This is a genomic window from Amycolatopsis sp. w19 (assembly GCF_051373225.1).
Classification (GTDB): Bacteria; Actinomycetota; Actinomycetes; order Mycobacteriales; family Pseudonocardiaceae; genus Amycolatopsis; species Amycolatopsis japonica.
Genome location: NZ_JBPQFM010000023.1, coordinates 38,139 through 59,119, shown reverse-complemented (window position 1 = coordinate 59,119; position 20,981 = coordinate 38,139). Strand labels below are relative to the sequence as shown.

The 20,981-nt window shown below is 68.8% G+C and carries 21 protein-coding genes; 9 read left to right on the top strand and 12 right to left on the bottom strand.

Annotated elements, in window-relative coordinates:
* Positions 1-68 precede the first annotated feature (68 nt).
* From ACSMFO_RS33380 to ACSMFO_RS33365, 4 genes are read right to left on the bottom strand one after another with little or no spacing between them, the layout of a single operon-like run.
* A complete protein-coding gene (locus ACSMFO_RS33380; protein ID WP_436461758.1) occupies positions 69-1,388 on the bottom strand; it encodes an MFS transporter in 1,320 nt (439 codons plus the stop codon).
* Positions 1,389-1,393: 5 nt separating this feature from the next.
* Positions 1,394-2,542 (bottom strand): galactonate dehydratase, encoded by a 1,149-nt coding sequence (gene dgoD / locus ACSMFO_RS33375; protein WP_436461757.1) that lies wholly within the window; start codon positions 2,540-2,542, stop codon positions 1,394-1,396.
* Positions 2,543-2,553: 11 nt separating this feature from the next.
* The gene (locus tag ACSMFO_RS33370; RefSeq protein WP_436461756.1) at positions 2,554-3,150 is read right to left on the bottom strand and encodes a 2-dehydro-3-deoxy-6-phosphogalactonate aldolase; all 597 of its coding nucleotides are present in this window, start codon (positions 3,148-3,150) and stop codon (positions 2,554-2,556) included.
* Positions 3,147-4,127, bottom strand: coding sequence for a 2-dehydro-3-deoxygalactonokinase (locus ACSMFO_RS33365; protein WP_436461755.1), 981 nt, complete (start codon positions 4,125-4,127; stop codon positions 3,147-3,149). Before ACSMFO_RS33365 ends, ACSMFO_RS33370 begins: the two co-directional genes overlap by 4 nt.
* Before the next feature lie 55 nt (positions 4,128-4,182).
* On the opposite strand from ACSMFO_RS33365, the gene ACSMFO_RS33360 reads away from it, so the two are divergent.
* A complete protein-coding gene (locus ACSMFO_RS33360; protein WP_378414587.1) occupies positions 4,183-4,944 on the top strand; it encodes an IclR family transcriptional regulator in 762 nt (253 codons plus the stop codon).
* Between the two features lie 2 nt (positions 4,945-4,946).
* Here the strand turns inward: ACSMFO_RS33360 and ACSMFO_RS33355 are convergent, their stop codons facing one another.
* On the bottom strand, positions 4,947-5,591 hold the full coding sequence (locus ACSMFO_RS33355) for a TetR/AcrR family transcriptional regulator (RefSeq protein WP_038510906.1): 645 nt from the start codon (positions 5,589-5,591) through the stop codon (positions 4,947-4,949).
* A 157-nt stretch (positions 5,592-5,748) separates the two neighbouring features.
* Between ACSMFO_RS33355 and ACSMFO_RS33350 the strand changes: the two genes are divergently transcribed.
* Positions 5,749-6,969 (top strand): oxygenase MpaB family protein, encoded by a 1,221-nt coding sequence (locus tag ACSMFO_RS33350; protein WP_436461754.1) that lies wholly within the window; start codon positions 5,749-5,751, stop codon positions 6,967-6,969.
* A gap of 11 nt (positions 6,970-6,980) precedes the next feature.
* Here the strand turns inward: ACSMFO_RS33350 and ACSMFO_RS33345 are convergent, their stop codons facing one another.
* Together ACSMFO_RS33345 and ACSMFO_RS33340 are read right to left on the bottom strand one after the other, a co-directional pair.
* Positions 6,981-8,084: an acyl-CoA dehydrogenase family protein gene (locus tag ACSMFO_RS33345; RefSeq protein WP_038510902.1), complete on the bottom strand. Its 1,104-nt coding sequence runs from the start codon at positions 8,082-8,084 to the stop codon at positions 6,981-6,983.
* Positions 8,085-8,150: 66 nt separating this feature from the next.
* Positions 8,151-9,314 carry a TetR/AcrR family transcriptional regulator gene (locus ACSMFO_RS33340; RefSeq protein ID WP_038510900.1) on the bottom strand — a complete coding sequence of 388 codons (1,164 nt, stop codon included), beginning with the start codon at positions 9,312-9,314 and terminating at the stop codon, positions 8,151-8,153.
* 159 nt (positions 9,315-9,473) lie between these two features.
* Between ACSMFO_RS33340 and ACSMFO_RS33335 the strand changes: the two genes are divergently transcribed.
* From ACSMFO_RS33335 to ACSMFO_RS33325, 3 genes are all read left to right on the top strand, one after another.
* Positions 9,474-11,033 carry a long-chain-fatty-acid--CoA ligase gene (locus ACSMFO_RS33335; RefSeq protein WP_436461753.1) on the top strand — a complete coding sequence of 520 codons (1,560 nt, stop codon included), beginning with the start codon at positions 9,474-9,476 and terminating at the stop codon, positions 11,031-11,033.
* Between the two features lie 39 nt (positions 11,034-11,072).
* A complete protein-coding gene (locus ACSMFO_RS33330; RefSeq protein WP_436461752.1) occupies positions 11,073-12,263 on the top strand; it encodes an oxygenase MpaB family protein in 1,191 nt (396 codons plus the stop codon).
* Positions 12,264-12,965: 702 nt separating this feature from the next.
* Entirely contained in the window at positions 12,966-13,826 is an 861-nt protein-coding gene (locus ACSMFO_RS33325; RefSeq protein ID WP_038510894.1) for a poly(ethylene terephthalate) hydrolase family protein, read from the top strand.
* A gap of 34 nt (positions 13,827-13,860) precedes the next feature.
* Here ACSMFO_RS33325 and ACSMFO_RS33320 read toward each other — a convergent pair whose 3' ends face one another.
* Positions 13,861-16,137 carry an ATP-binding protein gene (locus tag ACSMFO_RS33320; RefSeq protein ID WP_436461751.1) on the bottom strand — a complete coding sequence of 759 codons (2,277 nt, stop codon included), beginning with the start codon at positions 16,135-16,137 and terminating at the stop codon, positions 13,861-13,863.
* 99 nt (positions 16,138-16,236) lie between these two features.
* On the opposite strand from ACSMFO_RS33320, the gene ACSMFO_RS33315 reads away from it, so the two are divergent.
* Positions 16,237-16,617 (top strand): hypothetical protein, encoded by a 381-nt coding sequence (locus tag ACSMFO_RS33315; protein ID WP_436461750.1) that lies wholly within the window; start codon positions 16,237-16,239, stop codon positions 16,615-16,617.
* Here ACSMFO_RS33315 and ACSMFO_RS33310 read toward each other — a convergent pair.
* Positions 16,602-17,078, bottom strand: coding sequence for a cupin domain-containing protein (locus ACSMFO_RS33310; RefSeq protein ID WP_436461749.1), 477 nt, complete (start codon positions 17,076-17,078; stop codon positions 16,602-16,604). The two genes, ACSMFO_RS33315 and ACSMFO_RS33310, sit on opposite strands and share 16 nt — an antisense overlap.
* A gap of 79 nt (positions 17,079-17,157) precedes the next feature.
* On the opposite strand from ACSMFO_RS33310, the gene ACSMFO_RS33305 reads away from it, so the two are divergent.
* Positions 17,158-17,607, top strand: coding sequence for a MarR family winged helix-turn-helix transcriptional regulator (locus tag ACSMFO_RS33305; protein ID WP_350574675.1), 450 nt, complete (start codon positions 17,158-17,160; stop codon positions 17,605-17,607).
* Positions 17,608-17,653: 46 nt separating this feature from the next.
* The gene (locus ACSMFO_RS33300; protein ID WP_360133033.1) at positions 17,654-18,268 is read left to right on the top strand and encodes a carbonic anhydrase; all 615 of its coding nucleotides are present in this window, start codon (positions 17,654-17,656) and stop codon (positions 18,266-18,268) included.
* Positions 18,269-18,271: 3 nt separating this feature from the next.
* On the opposite strand, the gene chrA is transcribed toward ACSMFO_RS33300, so the two are convergent.
* From chrA to ACSMFO_RS33285, 3 genes are read right to left on the bottom strand one after another with little or no spacing between them, the layout of a single operon-like run.
* Positions 18,272-19,438: a chromate efflux transporter gene (gene chrA / locus ACSMFO_RS33295; protein WP_436461748.1), complete on the bottom strand. Its 1,167-nt coding sequence runs from the start codon at positions 19,436-19,438 to the stop codon at positions 18,272-18,274.
* A complete protein-coding gene (locus tag ACSMFO_RS33290) occupies positions 19,435-19,818 on the bottom strand; it encodes a VOC family protein (RefSeq protein WP_436461747.1) in 384 nt (127 codons plus the stop codon). Before ACSMFO_RS33290 ends, chrA begins: the two co-directional genes overlap by 4 nt.
* Positions 19,815-20,576, bottom strand: coding sequence for an ArsR family transcriptional regulator (locus tag ACSMFO_RS33285; protein ID WP_436461746.1), 762 nt, complete (start codon positions 20,574-20,576; stop codon positions 19,815-19,817). Before ACSMFO_RS33285 ends, ACSMFO_RS33290 begins: the two co-directional genes overlap by 4 nt.
* Before the next feature lie 99 nt (positions 20,577-20,675).
* On the opposite strand from ACSMFO_RS33285, the gene ACSMFO_RS33280 reads away from it, so the two are divergent.
* Positions 20,676-20,897 (top strand): three-helix bundle dimerization domain-containing protein, encoded by a 222-nt coding sequence (locus ACSMFO_RS33280; protein ID WP_038510875.1) that lies wholly within the window; start codon positions 20,676-20,678, stop codon positions 20,895-20,897.
* The last annotated feature ends 84 nt before the right edge of the window (positions 20,898-20,981 follow it).

Sequence of the window (20,981 nt, the reverse complement as noted above, 5' to 3'; positions counted from 1 at the left end):
TCGCGGCCCGAAACGATGCCCATACGGTACACCGATCGATAGCGGAGTCGCCGAAGTTTCAGCGGCCGTTACACAACGCCACGGGCTTCCTGGGTCCGCTCGGCCACGCGCTCGACCTTGCCGACCAGGAAGACGTAGGACAGGATCCCGGCGACCGTGATCACGGTCATGTAGGCGAAGCCGGGCGCGAAACTGTCGTCGGTGACGATCAGGCCGATGACGATCGGCGTGGCGATCGACGACAGGTTCCCGATGAAGTTGAACATCCCGCCGGTCAGTCCGAGCAGCCGCCGCGGCGCCAGCGCGGAGACCAGCGACCAGGTGATCGACGCGAGCCCGTTGCCGAAGAAGGCGATGGACAGGATCACGATGACCATCGTGGTCGAGTCGGTGAATCCGGCCGTGACCATCACGGTGCTCAGCAGCAGCCCGGCGATGATCGGGCCCTTCCGCGCCACTCCGAGCGAAGCGCCGCGCCGTACCAGGAAGTCCGACAGGACACCGGAAACCAGCACGCCCACCAGTGCCGCGATGAACGGCAGCGACGCGAGGAAACCGGACTTGATGTAGTCCATTTCCCGGTACTCGACGAGATACGTCGGGAACCAGGTGAGGAAGAACCAGAGCGTCGAGGTCAGGCAGAACTGTCCGAAGTAGATTCCCCACAGTTTCCGGCTGCCCAGCACGGTCGCCAGATCCGCACGCGTGATCCGCGCCCGCTCCGGCCGCTCGCGCGGCAGGTCCACCAGGCCGCCGCCGGACCGGATCAGCTCCACCTCGGCCTCGTTGGCCCGCGAGTCACGCGGTTCGCGGTACGTCGCGTACCAGAGCACGGCCCAGAGGATGCCGACCAGGCCGGTGGCGATGAACACCCAATGCCACGAAAGCACGGTCTGCAGCCAGGACAGCACGGGCGTCAGCAGGGCGAGGCCGATGAACTGGCCCGACGTGTAGAAGCCGATCGCCGTGGCGCGTTCGCGTTCCGGGAACCAGACGGTCGCGATCTTGCTGTTGATCGGATAGGCGGGCGCCTCGAAGACACCGACCATCAGCCGCAACGCGATCAGCGCGACAAACCCGCCGATGATCCCCATGAAGAAGGTCGCGAGCGACCACAGGATCAGGCAGGCCGGATACAGCAGCCGCGGCGGGATCTTGTCGACCAGCCAGCCGCCGGGCAGTTGCAACGCGGCATAGGTCCAGCCGAAGGCCGACAGGAGGATGCCCTGTTCCGCTTTGGACAGATCCATTTCGCCGGCGATCGCGGGCATCGCGATCGACAGGTTCGACCGGTCGAGGTAGTTGATGACGACGGTGATGAACAGCATCACCGCGATGAGCACCCGGAATTTGGTGGGGCGCACGGTGGTCTGGACGGTGGTGGTCATCGCGCTCACCATTCCGCGAACGAGCCGTCGGCGTGCCGCCACACCGGATTCCGCCAGCGATGACCCTCGGCCGCCCGGTCGGCGACGTACTCCTCGTTGATCTCGATGCCCAGCCCCGGCCCGCGGGGGATGACGACCTGTCCGTCGTCGTAGGCGAACACCGACGGATCCGCCAGATAATCCAACAGATCGTTGCTCGTGTTGTAGTGGATCCCGAGGCTCTGCTCCTGGATCGTCGCGTTGTAGCAGCCCGCGTCGATCTGCAGGCAGGCCGCCAGCGCGATCGGGCCGAGCGGGCAATGCAGCGCCAGGCCGACGTCGTACGCCTCGGCCATGTGCGCGATCTTGCGGGCTTCGGTGATGCCGCCGCAATGCGACGGATCCGGCTGGATGATGTCGACGGCACCCGACGCCAGCACGGTCTTGAAATCCCACCGCGAGAACAGCCGCTCGCCGAGCGCGATCGGGATCGGCGAGTTGCGGAGCACGTCGGCGAAACCGTCGACGTGCTCGGAAAGCACCGGCTCCTCGACGAACATCAGCCGGTACGGCTCCAGTTCACGCAGCAGGACCTTGGCCATCGGCTTGTGCACGCGGCCGTGGAAGTCCACTCCGATACCGATGTTCGGGCCGACCGCCTGGCGTACCGCGTCCACATTGGCCACACAGCGGTCGACCTTGTCCCAGGTGTCCAGATAGGACAGTTCCTCGGTCCCGTTCATCTTCACCGCGCTGAACCCGCGGTCCACCACCTCGCGGGCGGCGCGGGCGGTCTCGGAGGGCCGGTCGCCGCCGATCCACGAGTACACCTTGATCGCCTCGCGCACCCGGCCGCCGAGCAGTTCGTGCACCGGGACACCGAGCGCCTTGCCCTTGATGTCCCACAAGGCCTGGTCGATGCCGGCCAGCGCGCTCATGTGGAGTCCGCCGCCCCGGTAGAACCCGCCGCGATACAGGACGGTCCACAGATCCTCGATCTGCGAGGGGTCTTTGCCGATCAGGTAGTCGGAAAGCTCCTCGACGGTCGCCGCCACCGAAGCGGCCCGGCCCTCCAGGACCGGTTCGCCCCAGCCGGTGACGCCCTCGTCCGTTTCGATCTTCAGGAACGACCAGCGCGGCGGCACCTGGTATGTCGTCATTGACACGATCTTCATGGTTCTTTTTCCTATTCCTGGTGCCAGATCTCGGAAAGTGCGCGGGCACGGACGCCGACCACCTCGGCGGTGTCACCCGGCCGGTAGAGGCAGGTACCGAGCCCCGCCCCGGCCGCCCCGGCGGCGGCCCAGGCCGCCAGGTTCGTTTCGTCGACCCCGCCGACCGGCAGCAGTCCGACCTCGCGCGGCAGCACGGCACGCCACGCCTTCATGCCCCCGATCCCGACCGCGTCGGCGGGGAACAGCTTGAGATACCGGGCGCCCGCGGCGAGCGCGGCGAACGCCTCGGTCGGCGTCGCGACGCCGGGGTACGGCGTCATCCCCTCGGCCACGGCGGCGGAGATCACCGCGGGATCGGTGTTGGGCGCCACGATCAGCCGCGCCCCGGCCGCTTTCGCCCGGCCGACGTCTTCGGTGGTGAGCACGGTGCCCGCGCCGATCTCGCACCGGTCCCCGAACGCGTCGGCGAGCAGACGGACGCTCGCGAACGGTTCCGGCGAGTTCAGCGGCACCTCGATGGCGGGGAATCCGGCGTCGACGAGCGCCCGGCCGACGCCGACGACCTCGGCCGGGGTCACCCCGCGCAGGATCGCGATCAATCCGGTCACGGTTTCAGTGTCCTTTCGAGACGGTCTTCGAGCAGTCCGGCGGCCGTCGCGATCCGCCACAGCCCTCGGGCGGCGACCTCCTCGGACAGCACGATGGCCTCCACTTCCCTTCCGGCGAGGGCGGCGGCGTAGCGACGGCAGAGTTCGCCCGCACCGCACAGCACCACGCGGGTGTCCGCGTCGTGCAACAGATGCGAGACCTCGTCGGCGATCAGGACGCCGGAGAGGTAGTCGGGCAGCGACTCCGGTTCCAGGACGCCGTCGAGCACGAGCGGGCGGGCGCCGAACGCCTCGATGGCGAGCCCGCGCGAACGCCGTCCCGCGGCGAGACCCCGCGAGAAGGCCTCGTCGTCGGCGACCGGGTCGGCGGCCGTGCGGGCGAGGATGCCGTGCGCGATCAGCAATCCGTAGAGCTCGCCGGTCATCGCGGTGGTGAATCCGGTGACGATCCCGTCCTCGACGCGGACCCATTTGCTGTGCGTGCCGGGGAGCACCACGGTGAGCGGTCCGCCGGGGTAGCCGAGCGCTTCGAGCACGCCGACCAGTTGTGTTTCCTCGCCGCGGATCACGTCGCCGGGGTGCGCGCCGGACGGGATCCGCAGTCCGGGCACGAGATTGAGCACGCCGTCGCGATGGGACACGGGGACGAGCGTCGGGAAGTCGAGCCTCGCCGGAACGGTGCGGTAGCCGGAGTCGGTCCAGCCCTGCGCGCTGCCCACCATGCCGGCGGCGAGGGCGGGTAGCCCGGGGAACGCGGTGAGCCAGTCTCCGCAGGTCTTCCGGAAGGCGGACTCGTAGGCGGCGGCCCTGGCTCGCGGGTCGTCGAGGTCCACGTCCTCGGTCGTGGTCAGCAGTCCACGCCCGGCGCTGCGGGCGGCCAGGATCCCGCCGTCCGCGCCGAGCAGCCAGGCACGCTGACCGGAGGTTCCCCAGTCGAGCGCGATCAAGGCGGGTCCGGTGTCGGTCACGAGCGACATCGTGCGGGCGCGTTCCCGATAATGCGATCGCCGTCCCTATATGTAGGATTTCGGCATGTCCGACACGGCACCGCCCGGCACCCAGACGCTCGCCCGCGGCCTCGCGCTGATCCGCGCGGTCGCCAGTGGCGCGACCGACCTCCGCGGCCTGGTCGAGGACACCGGGCTGGGCCGCAGCACCGCGCACCGGCTGGTCCAGCTGCTGGTCAGCGAGGGGTACCTGCGCAGCGGACGGGACGGCTACGCGCTCGGGCCCACCTTGATCGAATTGGGTTTCCAGGCCCTGCACGGCAGTCCGCTGCCGGTGGTCGCCCGGCCGGTACTGGAGGAGCTGGCGGAGCAGTTGCGCGACACCGTGCACCTGGCCGTCCGCGACGGGGATTCGGTGCTGTACCTGGACAAGCTGCCCGGTTCACGGGGCGCGGAGATGCGTTCCCGGATCGGGCACCGGATGCCGTTGACCCGCACCGGTGTCGGCATGGCGCTGCTGCTGGACTCCGCGCCGGAATGGCGGGACCTCTACCTGGCCGAGACACCCGTGGAACCCGGCAAGGTGCGCCCGGAGGACGTCGACGCGTTCCTGGCGCGCATGCGTGAGTACGCGGAGTCCGGGGTGGCGATGGACCTGGAGGACAACGAACCGGGGATCCGCTGTGTCGCGGCGCCGATCCGGGACGCCACCGGCGCGATCGCCGGGGCCATCAGCGTTTCGGCGACCCGGCCGTACATGCCCGCCGCCCGGATGCGCGGCCTGAACCGCGTCGTCGGCCGCGCGGCCCGGCAGGTCTCCGCCGGCCTCGGCCACCGCGAGCCCTGACGTCAGTCCCGCAACTCCAGCAGGGGCACGAGGAACCGCCTCGCCACGGCGGCGAGCTGCTCGTCGTCGTCGACGTCGACGACCTGGCTGGGGATCAGCAGGAACGAGGTCGAGACCCGCACCATCAGTTCGGCCGCGAGATCGACGTCCAGTTTCCGTGAGACGTTGCCCGCCGCCTGTTCCTGCTTCAACTGGCCCGCGACGAAGGCGCGGACGGTGGCGAGGGTGCGGCCGCCGTCGCCGATCATGGACGCCATGAGGAGGTCTGGCTCGACGTCGAGCAGCCCGCCGATCAGCGGATTGCCGCGGATCGCCCGCAGCGAGCTCACGAAGCCCAGCACCACGCGTTCGGCGACGGTGTCCGCCTGCTCGATGTCGGCGAGGAACCGGTCGAAGTACCGCCGGAACTCCCGCCGCACCACCTGCTCGACCAGGACGTCCTTCCCGGGGAACCGCCGATAGACGGTGATACGGGAAACCCCCGCGCGCCGGGCGACATCCTCCATTGTGGACCGTTGGATACCCGTCTTGGAGAACTGGGTGTACGCCGCGTCGAGGATCCGCGTCCGCGTCTCGTCCGTCTCGTCGACCCGCTCGACGGCGTCCGAGTACGCCAGCTCCAGCAAGGACTCCAACGCCGGTTCCATGGCCACCTCCCGCACCCGATTGTGCCTTGCGGACAAGGCACCTCGTCACATCGGGCCTTGTGAAGTCCCGGCCGTCGTGCTCTCATGGTGATACGCAGATTCGCAACGTGTTTCATCGTATCAGAGCTCGGCCGACTCGACGCGGAGGAACGGCGACATGGACGAACACGGCAGGCGTGGCGTTTTGAAGGCCGGAGGGGCACTCGGCGCGCTCGGCGCGTTGGGCCTCGCGGCTCCCGCACAGGCGGCGCCATGGACGTGGTCCGCCGCGGATTCGGTGGCGGGCACCGGAACGGGGGCCGATCCGCGCTGGGTCTGGGATCCGGAGGCCGACACCCTGGTCGCCTCGCTGATCCTCCGGGGCGACGTGCCGAAGGTGAACGCGCTTTTGCGCACGTGGAAGAAGAACGGCCAGCCGCTCCCCGACGAACTGCCGTCGGATCTGCGCGATTTCATGGAACGGGCACGGCGGCTGCCGTCCTGGGCCGATCAGCGCAAACTGGCCACCGCGTACGAGTTCAACGAGAAGCGCGGCCTGTATCTCGGCGTCCTCTACGGTTTCGCCAGCGGAATGATGAGCACCGTCATTCCCAAGGAGGCGCGCGCGGTCTACTACTCGAAGGGCGGCGCGCACCTGAAGGACCGCATCTCCAAGACCGCCAAACTGGGCTACGACATCGGCACCCGCAACGCCTACGCCCCCGACGGCGAAATGATCGTGACGTGCGTGAAGACCCGGCTGGTGCACGCGGCCGTGCGTCATCTCCTCCCCCAGTCGCCCCAGTGGGACACCGTCGCCGACGAACGGATCCCGATCAGCCAGGCCGACATGATGGTGACCTGGCACAGTCTTCCGACGACCGTGATGCGGAAGCTGACCGCCTGGAAGGTTCCCATCCCGGCGCACGAGTCGGAGGCGTTCCTGCATTCCTGGCAACTCGGCGGGCATATGCTCGGCATCGCGGACGAATACCTTCCCGCGTCGTGGGCCGAGGCGGACACGCAGGCCGCGCAGGTGCTGACCCCGATCCTGGCGGCCACAACGGAAGGCATCAAGCTGGCCGACATCCTTCTGGGCCTGGGCTCGGCCGTCGACGCCGGCGTCCTCAGCAAACCCATCCTCGGCGCGTTCACCCGGTTCCTGCTCGGCGACCGGATCGCGGACTGGCTGAAGATCCCGCGTGAGCCGATCTGGGACCCGCTTCTCCGCACCGCGTGGGGGCCTTTCGTCGCCGTGCGGGAAGGACTGCTGCCCTTCCCGACGGCACCGCAGGTCTATTGGCTGTTCGACGAGTTCCTTCGCAAGGCCGCTTTGCTGTTCCTGTCCGAACTACGGCCGATCAGCATCGAGATCCCCGACGCCAATCGGCCGTCCTGACCGGAAGGCGTTCAGAGGCCGTAGGTCTTGCCGATGATGTCGCGCTGGATCTCGCTGGTTCCACCGTACACAGTGGACACCAGCGTGCTCCGCACATGCCGCTGCATGTCGAATTCCATCGCGTGGCCGTAGCCGCCCATCATCTGCATACCTTCCAGCGCCACCTTTTTCGCCGTCTCGGTGACCTTGAGCTTCGCCATCGACGCTTCCCTGGGCAGCAGCCGTTCGGGGTCTTCGTCGACGAGTTCCGCGACGCGGTAGACCAGCAGGCGGCAGCACTCGATCTCCGTCGCCAGATCGGCGAGCCGGTGCCGGATGGCCTGGAAGGTCCCGATCGGCTTGCCGAACTGGCGACGCTCGCGGACATAGGCGAGCGTGTCGTCGAAGGCGCGTTGCGCGGTTCCCAGCATTCCGGCGGCGAGGATCAGCCGCTCCAGGTTCAGCCCCGCCATCAGCTGCCGCCAGCCCTCCCCCACCTTGCCGACCACGGCGTCCGCGGGCAGCACGCAGTCGGTGAAGTAGAGGTCGTTGACGTCGCTCCCGCCCAAGGTCTCGATGCCCTTGACGGTGAGCCCGGCGCTGTCGGCGGGGACGTGGAACATCGTCAGGCCGTCGTGTTTGCCGCCCTCGGACGACGTCCTGGCCACGAGCAGGATCGTGTTCGCGATATGCGCGTTGGAACACCAGGTCTTCTGGCCGTTGATCACCCAGCCGCCGTCACGGCGTTCGGCCCGGCAGGTCAGCGCGCCGACGTCCGATCCCGCTTCGGGTTCGGACATCGCGATCGACGCGACCTCGCCTTCCGCAACGCCACCGATGACGAGCTTCTTCTGCTCGGGCGAACCGAACCTGCGGTACGCCTCGGCGACGATGATCGACGTGGTGAAGCCGCCGATCGGCGCCATCCCGCGCGCGGTCTGTTCCAGGAAGACACAGATGTCGACCATGCCGCCGTCGGCCCCGCCGAACTCGGCGGGCAGCCCGGCGCCGATCCAGCCCAGCGCGGCCATCTTGCGGTAGAGCACGTCGTCGTGGGCTTCCCGGGCACCACCTTCGCGGCGGCACAGCTCCGCCACGGACGCGGCGAATTCGTTCTGCTCGGGGGTGAGTCGCATTTCTTCTCCCGTCGAACCGCGTGGATGATACGCAGCATCAAGTCGCGTATCACCGTATCAACGGCGTCAAACCCCCAAGGCTCCGACGAGCAAGGCGCTGACGGCGTCGCGGTTGGCGGGGACGTCCTCCCAGCGCAACCTCCGTCCCGCTTCGACCACCACCCCGAAACCGGCGTGCACGAGCACCCTCGCCTGACGCTGGTCGAGTTCCGGCCGCGCCGACCGCAAATGTTGTTCCCAGACGGCGATGTGTTCGCGCTGCGCGCTGACCAAAGGACGTTGCAGGGCCGCGGGCAGACCCGCGAGTTCGGCGTTGGCGACGCTGGTGAGCGCGGTGTGCTCGAAGCTGTAGGCCACATAGGTCCGCGCCAGCGCGAGCAGCGCGTCGCTCGGGCCCTCGACGTCGCGAAGGTTCTGTTCCACCGCCTGGGCCAGGATTCCCGCGGCCTGCAGGCAAGCGGCGGCGAGAATGTCGGCCTTGCCAGGGAAGTATCGGTAGAGCGCGGAGGGCACCAGCCCGACGGCCTCGGCGATCCTGCCGTTCGTGACGTTGGCGAATCCGTCCCGTTCGAACAGCGGGATGGCCGCCGCGAGGATCTCCGAACGCCGGGTGCGCGGCTCCGGATTGGACGGCAACTCGACGGCGTGCGCACCCCCGGCACCCGCCGCCGGATCGGTCGCGACCACTCGCAGGGCGGACTCGACCAGCACCTCTTCGACGCGGCGCTGGGCGATCGAGGTGCGGTGCATCGTGATCGACCCGATCACGCCGAGGGCGGCCACGGCCCGCAAGCCCTCGTCGGGGAGCGGGTACTCCCGCCGCACCGCCTCGGCCACCCGGTCCACGACCTGCCCGAACTTCAGCGCGAGCGACTGCCGGTCCGCACGTTCGAGGTACCGGGATTCCCAGCGGTACAGGCCACTCGACGCGCGATGGACGACCGTCCCCTGCGTGACGGCGGCGAGCACGTCCGCCAGCGGCGCGCCGGGCGCCACCTCGTCGAGCGTGGCGACGAGCCGGTCGGCCATGACGTTCGCGCACGCGGCGAACAACGCGTACTTGTTCGGGAAGTGCCGGTACAGGGCCGCCGCGGTGATGCCGACGTCGGCGGCGATCTCCTCCATCGACGCCGCGTGGTAGCCGTGCTCGCTGAAGATCCGCCCGGCCGCGTCGACGATCTGCTGCTTGCGGTTGCGCGGCCGGACGGCCGCGGTCGACTCGGCGCTCATGCCGGGAAGTCAACCACGAACCGGATCACCACCAAGGGGATCGGGCGGGCACGGCCGACGTCGCGATGTGATTTTCGATTAACTTATCGCTTCTCAACCGGCGGCTTGGCATGCATACTGGCCACGCGAGAGGTCCCGTTCCGACACCTGAGGATGGCCATGTCGACCGCTTCGGCTCCCGCCTCGTCCTTCCGGCACCACTGGATGGCACACGCGGCAACGCACGCGATGATGCGACCGGACAAGCCCGCTCTGCGGTACCTCGGCGAGACGACCACCTGGGCGGAACTCTCACGGCGGTCGTTGCAATTGGCCGCCGCCCTCGCCGCACGAGGCGTCACCGAAGGCGATCGCGTGGCGACGCTGACCTTGAACCACCCGTGGTTCGTGGAGACCGTGTTCGCGGCGAACAGCCTGGGCGCCATGGCCGTCCCGCTCAGTTTCCGCCTCGCGCCGGCGGAGCTCGACTACATCCTGGCCGACTGCACGCCGTCCGCCGTCGTCGTCGACGCGCGGTTGCTCCCCCTGCTCGACGCCGCGCCGAACGCCGCGTCGATCGAGACCGTGCTCGTCATCGGCGAACCGGACGACGCCGAAGGACGCACGGAGTACGAGGAATTCCTGACCGCGCACGCACCGCTGGAACTGCCCGACGTCAGCGAGGAATCGACGGCGCTGATCATGTACACCTCGGGCACCACCGGCAGGCCGAAAGGGGTGATGCTGTCCCATCGCAACCTGCAGATGCAGGCGATCACCTGTATCCGGGCGATGAAGATCTTCGACGACACCGACGTCGCCTTCCTGACCGCACCGTTCTTCCACATCGCCGGACTGGGTTCGATCGTGGCGAATTTCCTGGTCGGCGGGGTGGTCGTGATCCACCCGCTGGGCGCCTTCGATCCGCGCGCGGTGCTCGACGCCTACGAACGCGAAGGCGCCACCGTGGTGTTCAACGTTCCCCAGCAATGGGATCTGCTCTGCGCCCAGCCGGATATCGCCGAACGGAAGTTGAAACTGCGGATCATCAGCTGGGGCGCGGCTCCCGCGACGCGGGCGACGCTGCTCGCCATGGCCGAGAAGTTCCCCGGCGCCCTCAACGTCGCCGTGTTCGGCCAGACCGAGACCTCCCCGATCACGTGCGTGCTCAGCGGCGAGGACTCGACGCGCAAACTCGGCTCCGTCGGCAAACCGATCCCGACGCTCCAATACCGCGTCGTGGACGACGACATGAACGACGTCGCGCCGGGCGAAGTGGGCGAGATCGTCTACCGCGGGCCCTCGGTGACGAAGGGCTATTGGAAGAAACCCCAGGAGACGGCGGAAGCCTTCGCCGGCGGCTGGTTCCATTCCGGCGATCTGGTTTCGCAGGACGAAGACGGTTTCATCTGGATGGTCGACCGCAAGAAGGACATGATCATCAGCGGCGGCGAGAACATCTATTGCGCCGAAGTGGAAAACGCGATCTCCGCGCATCCGTCGGTACGGGAGGTCGCCGTGATCGGACGGCCCGACGAGCGCTGGGGCCAGGTGCCCGTCGCTTTCATCACCGCGACAGAGCCCGAACCATCCTTGGCCGAACTGGTCGAATTCCTCGACGGCAGGCTCGCTTCGTTCAAAATGCCCAAGGATCTCGTGGTGGTCCCCGAACTCCCGCGCAACGCGGGCGGGAAAGTGGTCAAGGGTTCGCTTCGCGACCTGGACGAAAAACGATGGTGAATCACTCATCGGAACCTACCAAGGAAGTTAGGTAAGTAAATGAGCGATCTCAGCAGGAGGAATGTCCTGTCCCTAGGCGTCGCACTGGGCCTGGTGGGCGCGGCGAGCGTCGCCCCCGCCTGGGGCGCGACGCAGACCGGTTCCGCGGCCGACCCCTGGTGGGTCTGGGACGACGAGATCGACCGCATCATGGCGGGGGTTCTCGAAGCGGGCCAGGTGCCCGCGGTCAACACCGCGATGCGGTCCTGGGTGGACAACAACGATCCGCTCCCCGGCGGACTGCCCGCCGATCTGGCGGGCCACCTCCAGCGCGTCAACCGGTTGCCGTCCTGGGCCGACCCCGCGAAACTGCGCCGCGCGGCCGATTTCAACCGGCGCAAGGACACCTATCTGTTCATGTTGTACGGGCTCGGCAGCGGCATCATGAGCACGGTCATCCCGCGTGAGGCCAAATCGGTCTACTGGTCCGCGGGCGGGGCCGACATGCAGGACCGCGCGGCCAAGACGTTCACCTTCGGATACGACCTGAGCGACCTGAACGCCTTCGAGCCCGACGGCCAGTTCGTGGTCACCGCCAACAAGACGCGGCTGGTGCACGCCGCGGTGCGGCATCTGCTGCCGCAGTCGCCGTACTGGAAGGCCGTCGCGGACGAGCGGATCCCGATCAGCAACGGCGACATCCTGGTGACCTTCCACAGCCTCGGCACCTACGTGCACCGGAAGCTGCGCGAATGGAAGGTCCCGATGTCGGCCGCCGACGAGGACGCCTTCCTCCACATGTGGCAGGTCGCCATCCACCTGCTCGGCGTGCGGGAGGAGTTCATCCCGAAGACGTGGGCGGCCGCGGAAGCGCAGTCGGCGCAGGTGCTCACCCCGATCCTTTCCCCTTCGCACGAAGGAAAAGAGCTCGCGGAAGATCTGCTGGGGCTGACCGCGCAGGTCGATCTTGGCGTCACCCGGGGATTCCTGAACGAATTCGTGCGCTACGTGCTGAGCGACGCGATCGGCGACTGGCTCGGGCTGCGCCGCGATTACGCGTCCGCGGCCCTCATCCGCACCGCGTGGCCGGCCTACATCGCGTTCCGCGAGGGGCTGATCCCGATCATGCCCGCCGGGTTCTTCATGTTCGACCAGATGGTGCGGGCGCTGGCGATGTTGTTCCTCAACAAGGGCACTTCACCGACGACGACCCTGATCACCATCCCCACCGGGAACCGGGCCGGCACCTGACCGCCCCCGTCGCCGCACTCGCGTGATCGAAGCCGGAACTCGCGTGCTTAGAGGCGGAACACCCCGAGTGCGCCTCCAATCACGCGAGTCACGTCCCTGATCACGCGAATCCCGCCTTCGCTCACGCCGCGCCTTATGCGCCCAGTCCGTGAAGGCCTCCTTGAGGGACCCAGAGTCCCTCAAGGCGAACCAGCATTTGTGTACCTACGTCCGACCTGCGTGGGAGCGACGACCGAGCGGGGAAGATCCTGGACGTTGGACGGCCGGAATCTTCCCCGCTCGCCCAAGACGACAGCCGGCATCAGCTTCACTGCCCCGTCTCCCTCGCCAACGGGCTCGGCCCCGGCCACACCAGCGGGTCAGCAAATACGGGGTTCCCACAAGGAGGCCTTCACGGACTACCTACTACCAGTCTGCCCCGAGTCGCGGCTCCATCCGGTGCGCCCAATGTGGCATCGGAGACGCTCAGTGTCCCCAATGCCGCATTGGGGACACTCATCCGTCGAAGACTGGTGGGTGAACAAAGAAGAGTCCCTCAAGGAGGCCTTCTAACCGTCCTTACCACTCACGAGGCCGAAAACCTTCTCGACGTGACAGTTTTTCGTTTCTCAGTAGTTTCCACGACGCGCGCCCGGCCGGGTCCCCGCTATATCTGGGAAACCGTTCCGGCTCCGGAACGGTTCTTCCGAGAGGACATGCGCGATGAAGCGTGGATCACGATGGGGCGCCGCGGTGCTCAGTGCGGTGACCGCACTGCTCGTGGCGGCGGTACCGGCTGACGCCGAAGAGAATCCCTATGCCCGCGGCCCCGCTCCGACGAACGCCAGTATCGAGGCGGACCGGGGATCGTTCCAGACCGCGACCGAGAAGGTCCCCGCCGGACAAGGTTTCGGTGGCGGGACGATCCATTACCCGACCGAAACCGGCCAGGGCACCTTCGGCGCGATCGCGATCGCGCCCGGCTTCCTGGAAACGGAGAGCGCGATCGCCTGGTACGGCCCGCGTTTGGCCTCCCAGGGATTCGTCGTCATCACGTTCTCCACCAAGAGCACCTGGGACACCCCGGACGTCCGGTCCGATCAGCTGCTCGCGGCTCTGCGCTACGTGACGGACAAGAGCCAGGCCAAGGACCGCGTCGACCCGGGCAGGCTCGCCGTCATGGGCCATTCGATGGGCGGCGGCGGGTCGTTGATCGCCGCGCAGAAGGCGCCCACGCTGAAGGCCGCCATCCCGCTGACGGGCTGGAACCCGAACACGACGTTCTCCGACTTGAAGGTCCCCACGTTCGTCGTCAGTGCCCAGAACGATTTCATCGCCCCGGACGGCTCGCATTCCCGGCCGTTCTACCAGAGCCTTCCCGAGTCGTTGGACAAGGCGTACATGCTGCTGGCCGGCGCCGGTCACATGGCGCCGACGAAGCCGAACGTGACCATCGCGAAGTACAGCCTTTCGTGGCTGAAACGCTTCGTCGACGAAGACACCAGGTACGACCAGTTCCTGTGCCCGCTCCCGGCGAACGACCCGAAGATCGCCGTATATCGGGGAAGTTGCCCGCTCGGCTGACTCAAGGGGCGCGGGCCGCCGTGACCTCGGCGGGTCACAGCGGTCCGCGGTCCCGCTGCTCGACCCAGACGGCCAGCTGGGTCCGGTTGGCGAAGTCGAGCTTGTGCGAGATGTGCTGCAGATGCGTCTCGACCGTGCGCCGGGCGATGACCAGTCTCGCCGCGATGTCCCGGTTGCTCAGCCCGGCCGCGACCAGCCGCGCGATCTCCGACTCGCGCGGCGTCAGCGGCGGGAGGTCGGCCGGCTCTCCGGCGGACGAAGCCTCGGGACCGGCCAGGGCGTCGTGCGGATTCAGCCGCCGCCCCTCGGCGAAAGCCAAGTCGAACCTCGCTGCTCCCAAGGCGTTCCGGGTGGCGTCGTGGAACATCCGGTGGGTCGTGGTGACGGCCACGTCGGGCTCTGCGTTGCAGCGGTCCCAGAGCGTGGCGGCGGTCCCGAACAGTTCCGCCGCCCGGACCCACTCCTCGCGCCGCGCCGACACCCACGCCAGACCGTCCACCCGGTAGGCCGCGGACAGCACGTCGGAGGCGCGGAGGTCGATCTCCAGCGCGGAGCGGATGAATCGCTCGCCGTCGTCGAGATCGCCGCCGAAGCAGACTTCGGCGACTCCCAGCCCGAACAGGGCCATGGAGCGATACCTCTCCTCCCCCGCCTCCTCGCACAGACGCCGCATCGAGCCCAGCAGCTCCCGCGCTCCCGGCAGGTCTCCTCGGTAAGCCAGCGCGACACCCTGCAGGAACATCGGATGCATCTGGCGCCGTACGTCCCCGCGTTCGCCGAAGAGCCGCACGGCCTCCGCCGCGTCCGTCATCGAATTCGGCTCGGTGGCCAGCATCTTCACGAAGGCCCGAGCGTGGGCGATGTAGGGAGCGGCCTCGTCGTCTTCGATCGCCTCGGCGGCGGCCAGCCTCTGCCGGGCTCGCGGCAGATCCGCGTGCAGCGCGGCGCACAGGGCCGCGATCGCCAGGCCGCGGGCCCGCCCCCGGCTCTCCGGCGGCATCGCCTCGAGCGCGCGATCGATCCAGTCCCGCAGTTCCCAGGCCGCGCCGCGCGCCACCCAGTATTCGATCATGCCGGTGGCCATCTCCAACGCCACCGCTCCTTCACCGGGAGTGCGGAGCGACCACGACAGCGCCTCGCGGATGTCGGCGTGCGCCGCGGTCAGGCGCTCGTAGGCCTCGTCCTGCCCCGGCCCGAACCACGTGGCGGCGGCCTGGTCGATCAGCCAGGCGTAGTGGTCACGATGCTTCCTCGCCACGGCGAGCTCGTCACCGGACTCCGCGAGCCGGTGCCCGCCGAATTCGCGGAGCAGCCGAAGCATCCGGTAGTGGACCCGGTCCGTGCCGTCGATGCGCGCCAGCACCGACTTGTCCACCAAACCGTCCACCGCGTCGAGCACGGCGAGCGAGTCCAGCCCGGCTCCGGCGCAGACGTCCTCCGCGGCGGACAGGTCGAACTGCCCGGCGAACGCCGAACAGCGCGCCCAGACGATCCGCTCGGTGTCCGTGCACAGGGAATGACTCCACTCGATGGTGGCGCGCAGCGTCCGATGCCGCTCGACCGGCATCCGCAGACCGGTGGCCAGCACTCCCGAGTTCTTCTCGACGCGGTCCGCGATCTGCGACGGCGACAGGACCCGGATCCTGGCCGCGGCGAGTTCGATCGCCAGCGGCAGGCCGTCGAGCCGACGGCAAAGGCGGACGACGTCCGCGGCGTTGCTCTCGGTGACCTCGAACGCGGGCAGGACGCTGGTGGCACGCTCCGCGAAAAGCCGCACCGCGCCGAACGTGAGCGCCTCTTCCGGTGTCCCGACCTCTTCGTCGGGCACGGCCAGGGGCGGGATCGCCAGGACGTGCTCGCCGGTCAGCCCCAGCGAGCAGCGGCTGGTGGCCAGGACGACGAGGTCCGGGCAGTCACGCAGCAACGCCGTCACCAGGTCCGCGCTGCCGCCGAGGAGGTGTTCGCAGTTGTCCAGCAGCAGCAACGACCGCCGCGGCCGCAGATACGAGACGACGGCCTCCAGGTCGGTGCGTCCCGCCGTGTCGTGCAGGCCCAAGGCGTCGGCGACCGTGCGCGCGACCAGCCGTTCGTCCCGCAGTTCACCCAGTCCGGCGACCGCCACACCGCCGGGGAAGGCCCGGGTGAGCGAACTGGCCACCCGGGCGGCCAGCCGTGTCTTGCCCACGCCGCCGGCGCCGGTCAAGGTGACCAGACGGCCCACGCCGAGCAGCCGCCGCACCTCGTCCTCGTCGTCCGTACGGCTGACGTAGCTCGTCAGGGGCCGCGACCGGACCTCGCTGTCGTTCGTCATGATTCCCCATCGAAACATGCTCGCCGGACGGAGTGGGCTGTTCACACCACAGCCCGGGCATCCCCGCATAATGCCCGAATGAGGCGATGTGCGCGGGTTGTGGCGGTCACCGTGGTCATGGCGCTGACCCTGCCCGTCTCGGCGTGCGCGTCCAGCGCGGAGAAATGCGAAGAGGCCTTCGCCGCGGCGGCGACGGCGGTCCCCGGCGTGATCTCCGCGACCTGGGACTGCGACAACGGCTTCGGCGGTGGGTGGCAGCGAGGCGACGTGCGGATCGCGGCGGGCGACAAGGGCAAGGCGATCGCGGTGATGAAAGAGGTCCTGCGCGCCTTCGCCGCTTCTCCCGCTCTCGAGGACGGTTGGGCGACCCCGCAGAAGTACACGAACAACGACGGGACGATCGTCGTCGGGGCGAACGACCTCGGCTTCAACGGCGTGCCGAACGTCGGCCAGGTGCGCGAGCGCTACGGCGTCGGCTGAGCCGTGTCCCATTCGGGCGCGTCGACGAAGTGCACGTCGTACCGCTCGTGAAGGCGCTCGACCTCTTCGGGTGCGACGTTTCCGCGCAGGATCTCAGGCAGGACCCGGAAATAGCCGAACCGGTCGACGCCGGGCGCCAGCGTGATGAGGACGTCCGCGGCGACCTCCGGCGGTGCGGCGAACGCGTGCCGGACACCCGGCGGGACCACCACGTAACCCCCGCGCTCGACCGTGATCGTTTCGGCACCCACCAGCATCCGCAGCGCCCCGTCGAGTACGTAGAACGCTTCCGCGGATTTCCGGTGATAGTGCGGTTTCGTCCCGGGTTCCCCAGGTCGTAGCGACAAGCGGTTCGCGCCGAGCAGCCCGCCCGTGTGCTCGCCGTCGGCCAGTAGCCGCAACGCGGGCCGCTCGATGATCTCCGCGTCCTTCTCCTGCATCACCCAGGCTTCGTTCGTCATCGCGTTCCCCATCTAGTTGAAGGCTTCAACCAAAGCTAGCCCGAAGTGGTTGAAGGCGTCAACTGTTACTGTGTGCGCCGTGACCGACTGGCTCGACCCGGAACAGCAGCGCGACTGGCGGGCGTTCATCGAAGGATCCGTGCGTTTCGTGGACCTGCTCGACCGGCGGCTCCGCGAGGAGCACGGGCTTTCCCTGGCCGAGTTCGAACTCCTGGTGCGGCTTTCCGAAGCCACCGGCCGGTCGATGCGCATGGCGGACCTCGCGAAATCCGCGTACTACTCGCGCAGCCGCCTTTCGCACCGCGTCAACGGGCTGGAAACGCGCGGCCTGGTCCAGCGGGAATCGACCGCCGACGACGGCCGCGGCGTGCGGGCCCGGCTCACCGACCAGGGATACGAGACGTTGCGCCGCGCGGCGCCGGACAATCTCCGCACCGTCCGCGAACACTTCGTGGACGTGATCGCGCCGGACGACCTCCGGGCCGTCGGCCGCGCCATGCGTGCCGTCTCCGGACGACTCGATCAGTGACGCGGCCCACCTGCCCGAACCACCTGCGCCCGGTAATGTCCGGCCCATGAGCGACGTGCCGACCCCTTCCGAGGCTTTCGACCTTTTGCTCGCCGGCAACCGGCGCTTCGTGGCCGGTACCCCGGAACACCCGAACCAGGACGCCGTCCGCCGCACGGCGACCGCCCCCGAACAGAGCCCCTTCGCGGTCCTCTTCGGCTGTTCCGACTCGCGGCTGGCCGCCGAGATCATCTTCGACCGCGGGCTCGGCGACCTGTTCGTCGTCCGCACCGCGGGCCACGTCGCCGGTTCGGAGGTGCTGGGCAGCATCGAGTACGGCATCAGCATCCTCGATTGCCCGCTGGTCGTCGTCCTCGGCCACGACTCCTGCGGCGCCGTCGCCGCGACCCGCGAAGCGCTGAAGGACGGGCTCGGCACCAACGGCTTCGTCCGCGACGTCATCGAGCGCGTCACCCCGAGCGTCCTCGCCGCCCGCGCCGCCGGGCTCACCAGCAACGACGACATCATCGACGAGCACATCCGCCACACCGTCGACCTCCTGGTCGACCGTTCCCGGCTGCTCTCCGAGCAGATCGACGCCGGGAAGACCGCCGTGGTCGGGCTGTCCTACCACCTGTCCGACGGCAACGCGCGCGTCGTCACCACCCGGGGACTGGGCTGAACCTCAGCTCGGCAGGAGCACTCCGGCGAGCGCGAGCACGGTTCCGGCGGCCGCCGCGGCCAGGATCGTGGTCACCACTCCGCGCCGCAGCACGAACAGCAGGACCCCGGCACCGGCGAGTACGGCGTACTGCCATCCCTGGGTCAGGCTGAGCGCGAGCGGGATCGCCGAGCCGAGGATGGCGCCGACCGCGGCCGGGCCGGCGCCGTCGAGGAACGCCCGGACGTTCGGGTTGCCGCGCAGCCGGTTGAAATGCTTGGCACCGAACAGGATGAACACGAACGACGGGGCGAAGGCGACCAGCGACGCCAGGATTCCGCCGGTGAGCCCGGCCGCGGCGTAACCGACGACGGCGACGGTCTGCACCACCGGACCGGGGGTGACCTGGCCGAGCGCGACCGCGTTCAGGAACTCCCCCGCGCTCATCCAGTGGTAGGTGTTCACCGCGTCGTCCTGCATGAGCGGGATGATCACGAAGCCGCCGCCGTAGGACAGCATCCCGACCTTGAGCGCCACCCACGCGACGGACGCGAACACGCCGGCACCCGCGACCGCGGCGGCCCAGGATTGGGCGGGAACGGCGAACAACGCGGTACTGGACTCACCGCGGCGCGCGCGGTTCACGGTCAGTTCGACCGCGCCGCAGCCCAGCAGGACGAGCACCAGCCACGGACCGAGCAAGGCGGCCGACACGACACCCGCCAGGACGTACAGGGCCCAGCGCACGCGGCCGGTGGAGGCCGCGCGCCGCCAGCCCGCCGGGATCAGGCCGACCCCCGCGTGCACCGCGACGGCGGCGACCGCCGCGCCCGCACCCGCACCGGCCCCGCGTACCCAGGCGGGCGGGGACCCGGTGAGGAACAGCGCGGCCAGCGCCAGGATCACGATGAGGCCTGGCACGATGAACGCCGCGCCGCCGACCAGCGCCCCCGCCCGGCCGCGGACCCGCCACGCGGTGAAGATCGCGAGCTGTGTCGACGCCGGGCCGGGCAGCAGGTTGCAGGCGGCGATCGCGTCCTCGAATTCCTGATCCGACAACCACTCCCGGCGCTGCACGCACAATTTGCGGAGCAGGGCGATATGGGTGGGCGGCCCGCCGAACCCGATGCAGCCGATCCGGCCCCATTCCCGCAGGACGGTGCCCAGGCTCGGCTCGTGGTGCGGCGTCAACGGGCCGCGGGCTGGAACAGTTCGACCGGATTGCCCGCCGGGTCGTCGAACACGATCTGGCGGCCACCCGGCCCGGTCACGACGTCACTGCGGAACAGGACGCCGTCCGCGCGCAACCTCGCGACTTCGGCGTCGATGTCGTCGACGATGAGATGGATGCGGTTCCACCCGCCCGGCGCCGGTTTCGTACCGTCCGGCATCGCCCGCCCCGCCGAACTCGCCGGACCGCTGAGCAGCAGCCGGAGATTCCCGCGCACCACGTCGGCGAACGCGGGCAACACGCTCGAACGCACGGCGAAACCCAGGTGCCTCGTGTAGAACTCGACGGCGGCAGCGACGTCGTCGACCAGGTAGCGCACACTCACCAAATCCGAAGTCATGTCCTGTTCACCTCATCATCGCGATATTTCACGCCGAACCGGGCGGTCAGGAACCCGATCCGGCGGTCCAGTTCGTCGGCGAGCCGACGGAACGCCGGATGGCTCTCGGGTTCCTTGGCCGGATCCGGCAGGCTCCAGTGGACGACGCGCGGATGCCCGGGGAACTCCGGGCAGACCTCGCGGACCCGGTCGCAAAGACTGATCACCCAATGGAATCGCCTGCGCCGGAGATCGTCCACATGGGACGGTTCGTGGGTCAGCGTGATGCCGCGCTCGGCGAGAACGCGCACGGCGTCGGGATGCAACGGTTTCGGATGGCTGCCCGCGCTGGACACCTCGACCCTCGAACCGGCGCGGTGCCGCAGCAGCGCCTCGGCCATCGGCGAGCGCCCGCTGTTCCCGGTGCACACGAACAGCACCTTGATCCGGGACTCGGCCCGCTTCACGTCCACCCCGATCGGCGACAGGGCGGGATGCAGCGAGCTTCCCGCCTCGGCGAGCGCGTCCGCGCACCGCCCCAGATCGAGGTGGTAGTAGGTGTCGCGACCGTCGAAACTGCTCCTCCGCGCCGTGACCAGCTCCGCGGCCCGCAGCTTGCGCAGGTGATAGGACACCAGGTTCTGCGGCTGCCCGACCAGGTCGACCAGCTCCCGCACCCGGCGGTCGCCGTGCGACAACTCGCGCAGCAGCCGCCAGCGCAGCGGATCGCTCGCCAGCCGTACGAACGGCGGCGGATCTGCCGTCTCGAAGGTCGCCACTGGCCGAAGATACATCAATGCAGGTTGATATATCTAGACCTCGGAGCCCGGAGACCGTTATCGTCGCGAGGTGCCGTCTCCCGAGAACGTGGAGTTGTCATGACCGCAGACCCGCCGCACCTGCCGCCCAGCGACGAAAACCTCGAGAAATTGGTCGATACGCTGACCGAGCGCTTCCCCGCCGGCCGCCAAGAGGTCGCAGCGATCGTCCACCGGAACTTCACCGAACTCGGCTCCCATGCCCCGGTGGACGCCTACCTGCTCCAGTTGACCGAAGGAAAGGCCGCGGACGAACTTCGTGCTCGTTACCCGGCGCGGTAGGAAGCACGACGGGCCAGCGCCGCACCGGGTTGCGAAAGCCACTTTCGCAACGTTGAAGGTTGCCAAAGTGGCTTTCGCAACACG

Excerpts from the sequence above, each read along its gene's own strand:
- ACSMFO_RS33280 (WP_038510875.1), top strand. The coding sequence starts at position 20,676 with ATGACCGCAGACCCGCCGCACCTGCCGCCCAGCGACGAAAACCTCGAG.
- ACSMFO_RS33350 (WP_436461754.1), top strand. The coding sequence starts at position 5,749 with ATGGACGAACACGGCAGGCGTGGCGTTTTGAAGGCCGGAGGGGCACTC.
- dgoD (WP_436461757.1), bottom strand. The coding sequence starts at position 2,542 with ATGAAGATCGTGTCAATGACGACATACCAGGTGCCGCCGCGCTGGTCG.
- ACSMFO_RS33355 (WP_038510906.1), bottom strand. The coding sequence starts at position 5,591 with ATGGAACCGGCGTTGGAGTCCTTGCTGGAGCTGGCGTACTCGGACGCC.
- ACSMFO_RS33360 (WP_378414587.1), top strand. The coding sequence starts at position 4,183 with ATGTCCGACACGGCACCGCCCGGCACCCAGACGCTCGCCCGCGGCCTC.
- ACSMFO_RS33335 (WP_436461753.1), top strand. The coding sequence starts at position 9,474 with ATGTCGACCGCTTCGGCTCCCGCCTCGTCCTTCCGGCACCACTGGATG.
- ACSMFO_RS33345 (WP_038510902.1), bottom strand. The coding sequence starts at position 8,084 with ATGCGACTCACCCCCGAGCAGAACGAATTCGCCGCGTCCGTGGCGGAG.
- ACSMFO_RS33290 (WP_436461747.1), bottom strand. The coding sequence starts at position 19,818 with ATGACTTCGGATTTGGTGAGTGTGCGCTACCTGGTCGACGACGTCGCT.
- ACSMFO_RS33320 (WP_436461751.1), bottom strand. The coding sequence starts at position 16,137 with ATGACGAACGACAGCGAGGTCCGGTCGCGGCCCCTGACGAGCTACGTC.
- ACSMFO_RS33325 (WP_038510894.1), top strand. The coding sequence starts at position 12,966 with ATGAAGCGTGGATCACGATGGGGCGCCGCGGTGCTCAGTGCGGTGACC.
- ACSMFO_RS33380 (WP_436461758.1), bottom strand. The coding sequence starts at position 1,388 with ATGACCACCACCGTCCAGACCACCGTGCGCCCCACCAAATTCCGGGTG.
- ACSMFO_RS33340 (WP_038510900.1), bottom strand. The coding sequence starts at position 9,314 with ATGAGCGCCGAGTCGACCGCGGCCGTCCGGCCGCGCAACCGCAAGCAG.
- ACSMFO_RS33310 (WP_436461749.1), bottom strand. The coding sequence starts at position 17,078 with ATGACGAACGAAGCCTGGGTGATGCAGGAGAAGGACGCGGAGATCATC.
- ACSMFO_RS33330 (WP_436461752.1), top strand. The coding sequence starts at position 11,073 with ATGAGCGATCTCAGCAGGAGGAATGTCCTGTCCCTAGGCGTCGCACTG.
- ACSMFO_RS33300 (WP_360133033.1), top strand. The coding sequence starts at position 17,654 with ATGAGCGACGTGCCGACCCCTTCCGAGGCTTTCGACCTTTTGCTCGCC.
- ACSMFO_RS33365 (WP_436461755.1), bottom strand. The coding sequence starts at position 4,127 with ATGTCGCTCGTGACCGACACCGGACCCGCCTTGATCGCGCTCGACTGG.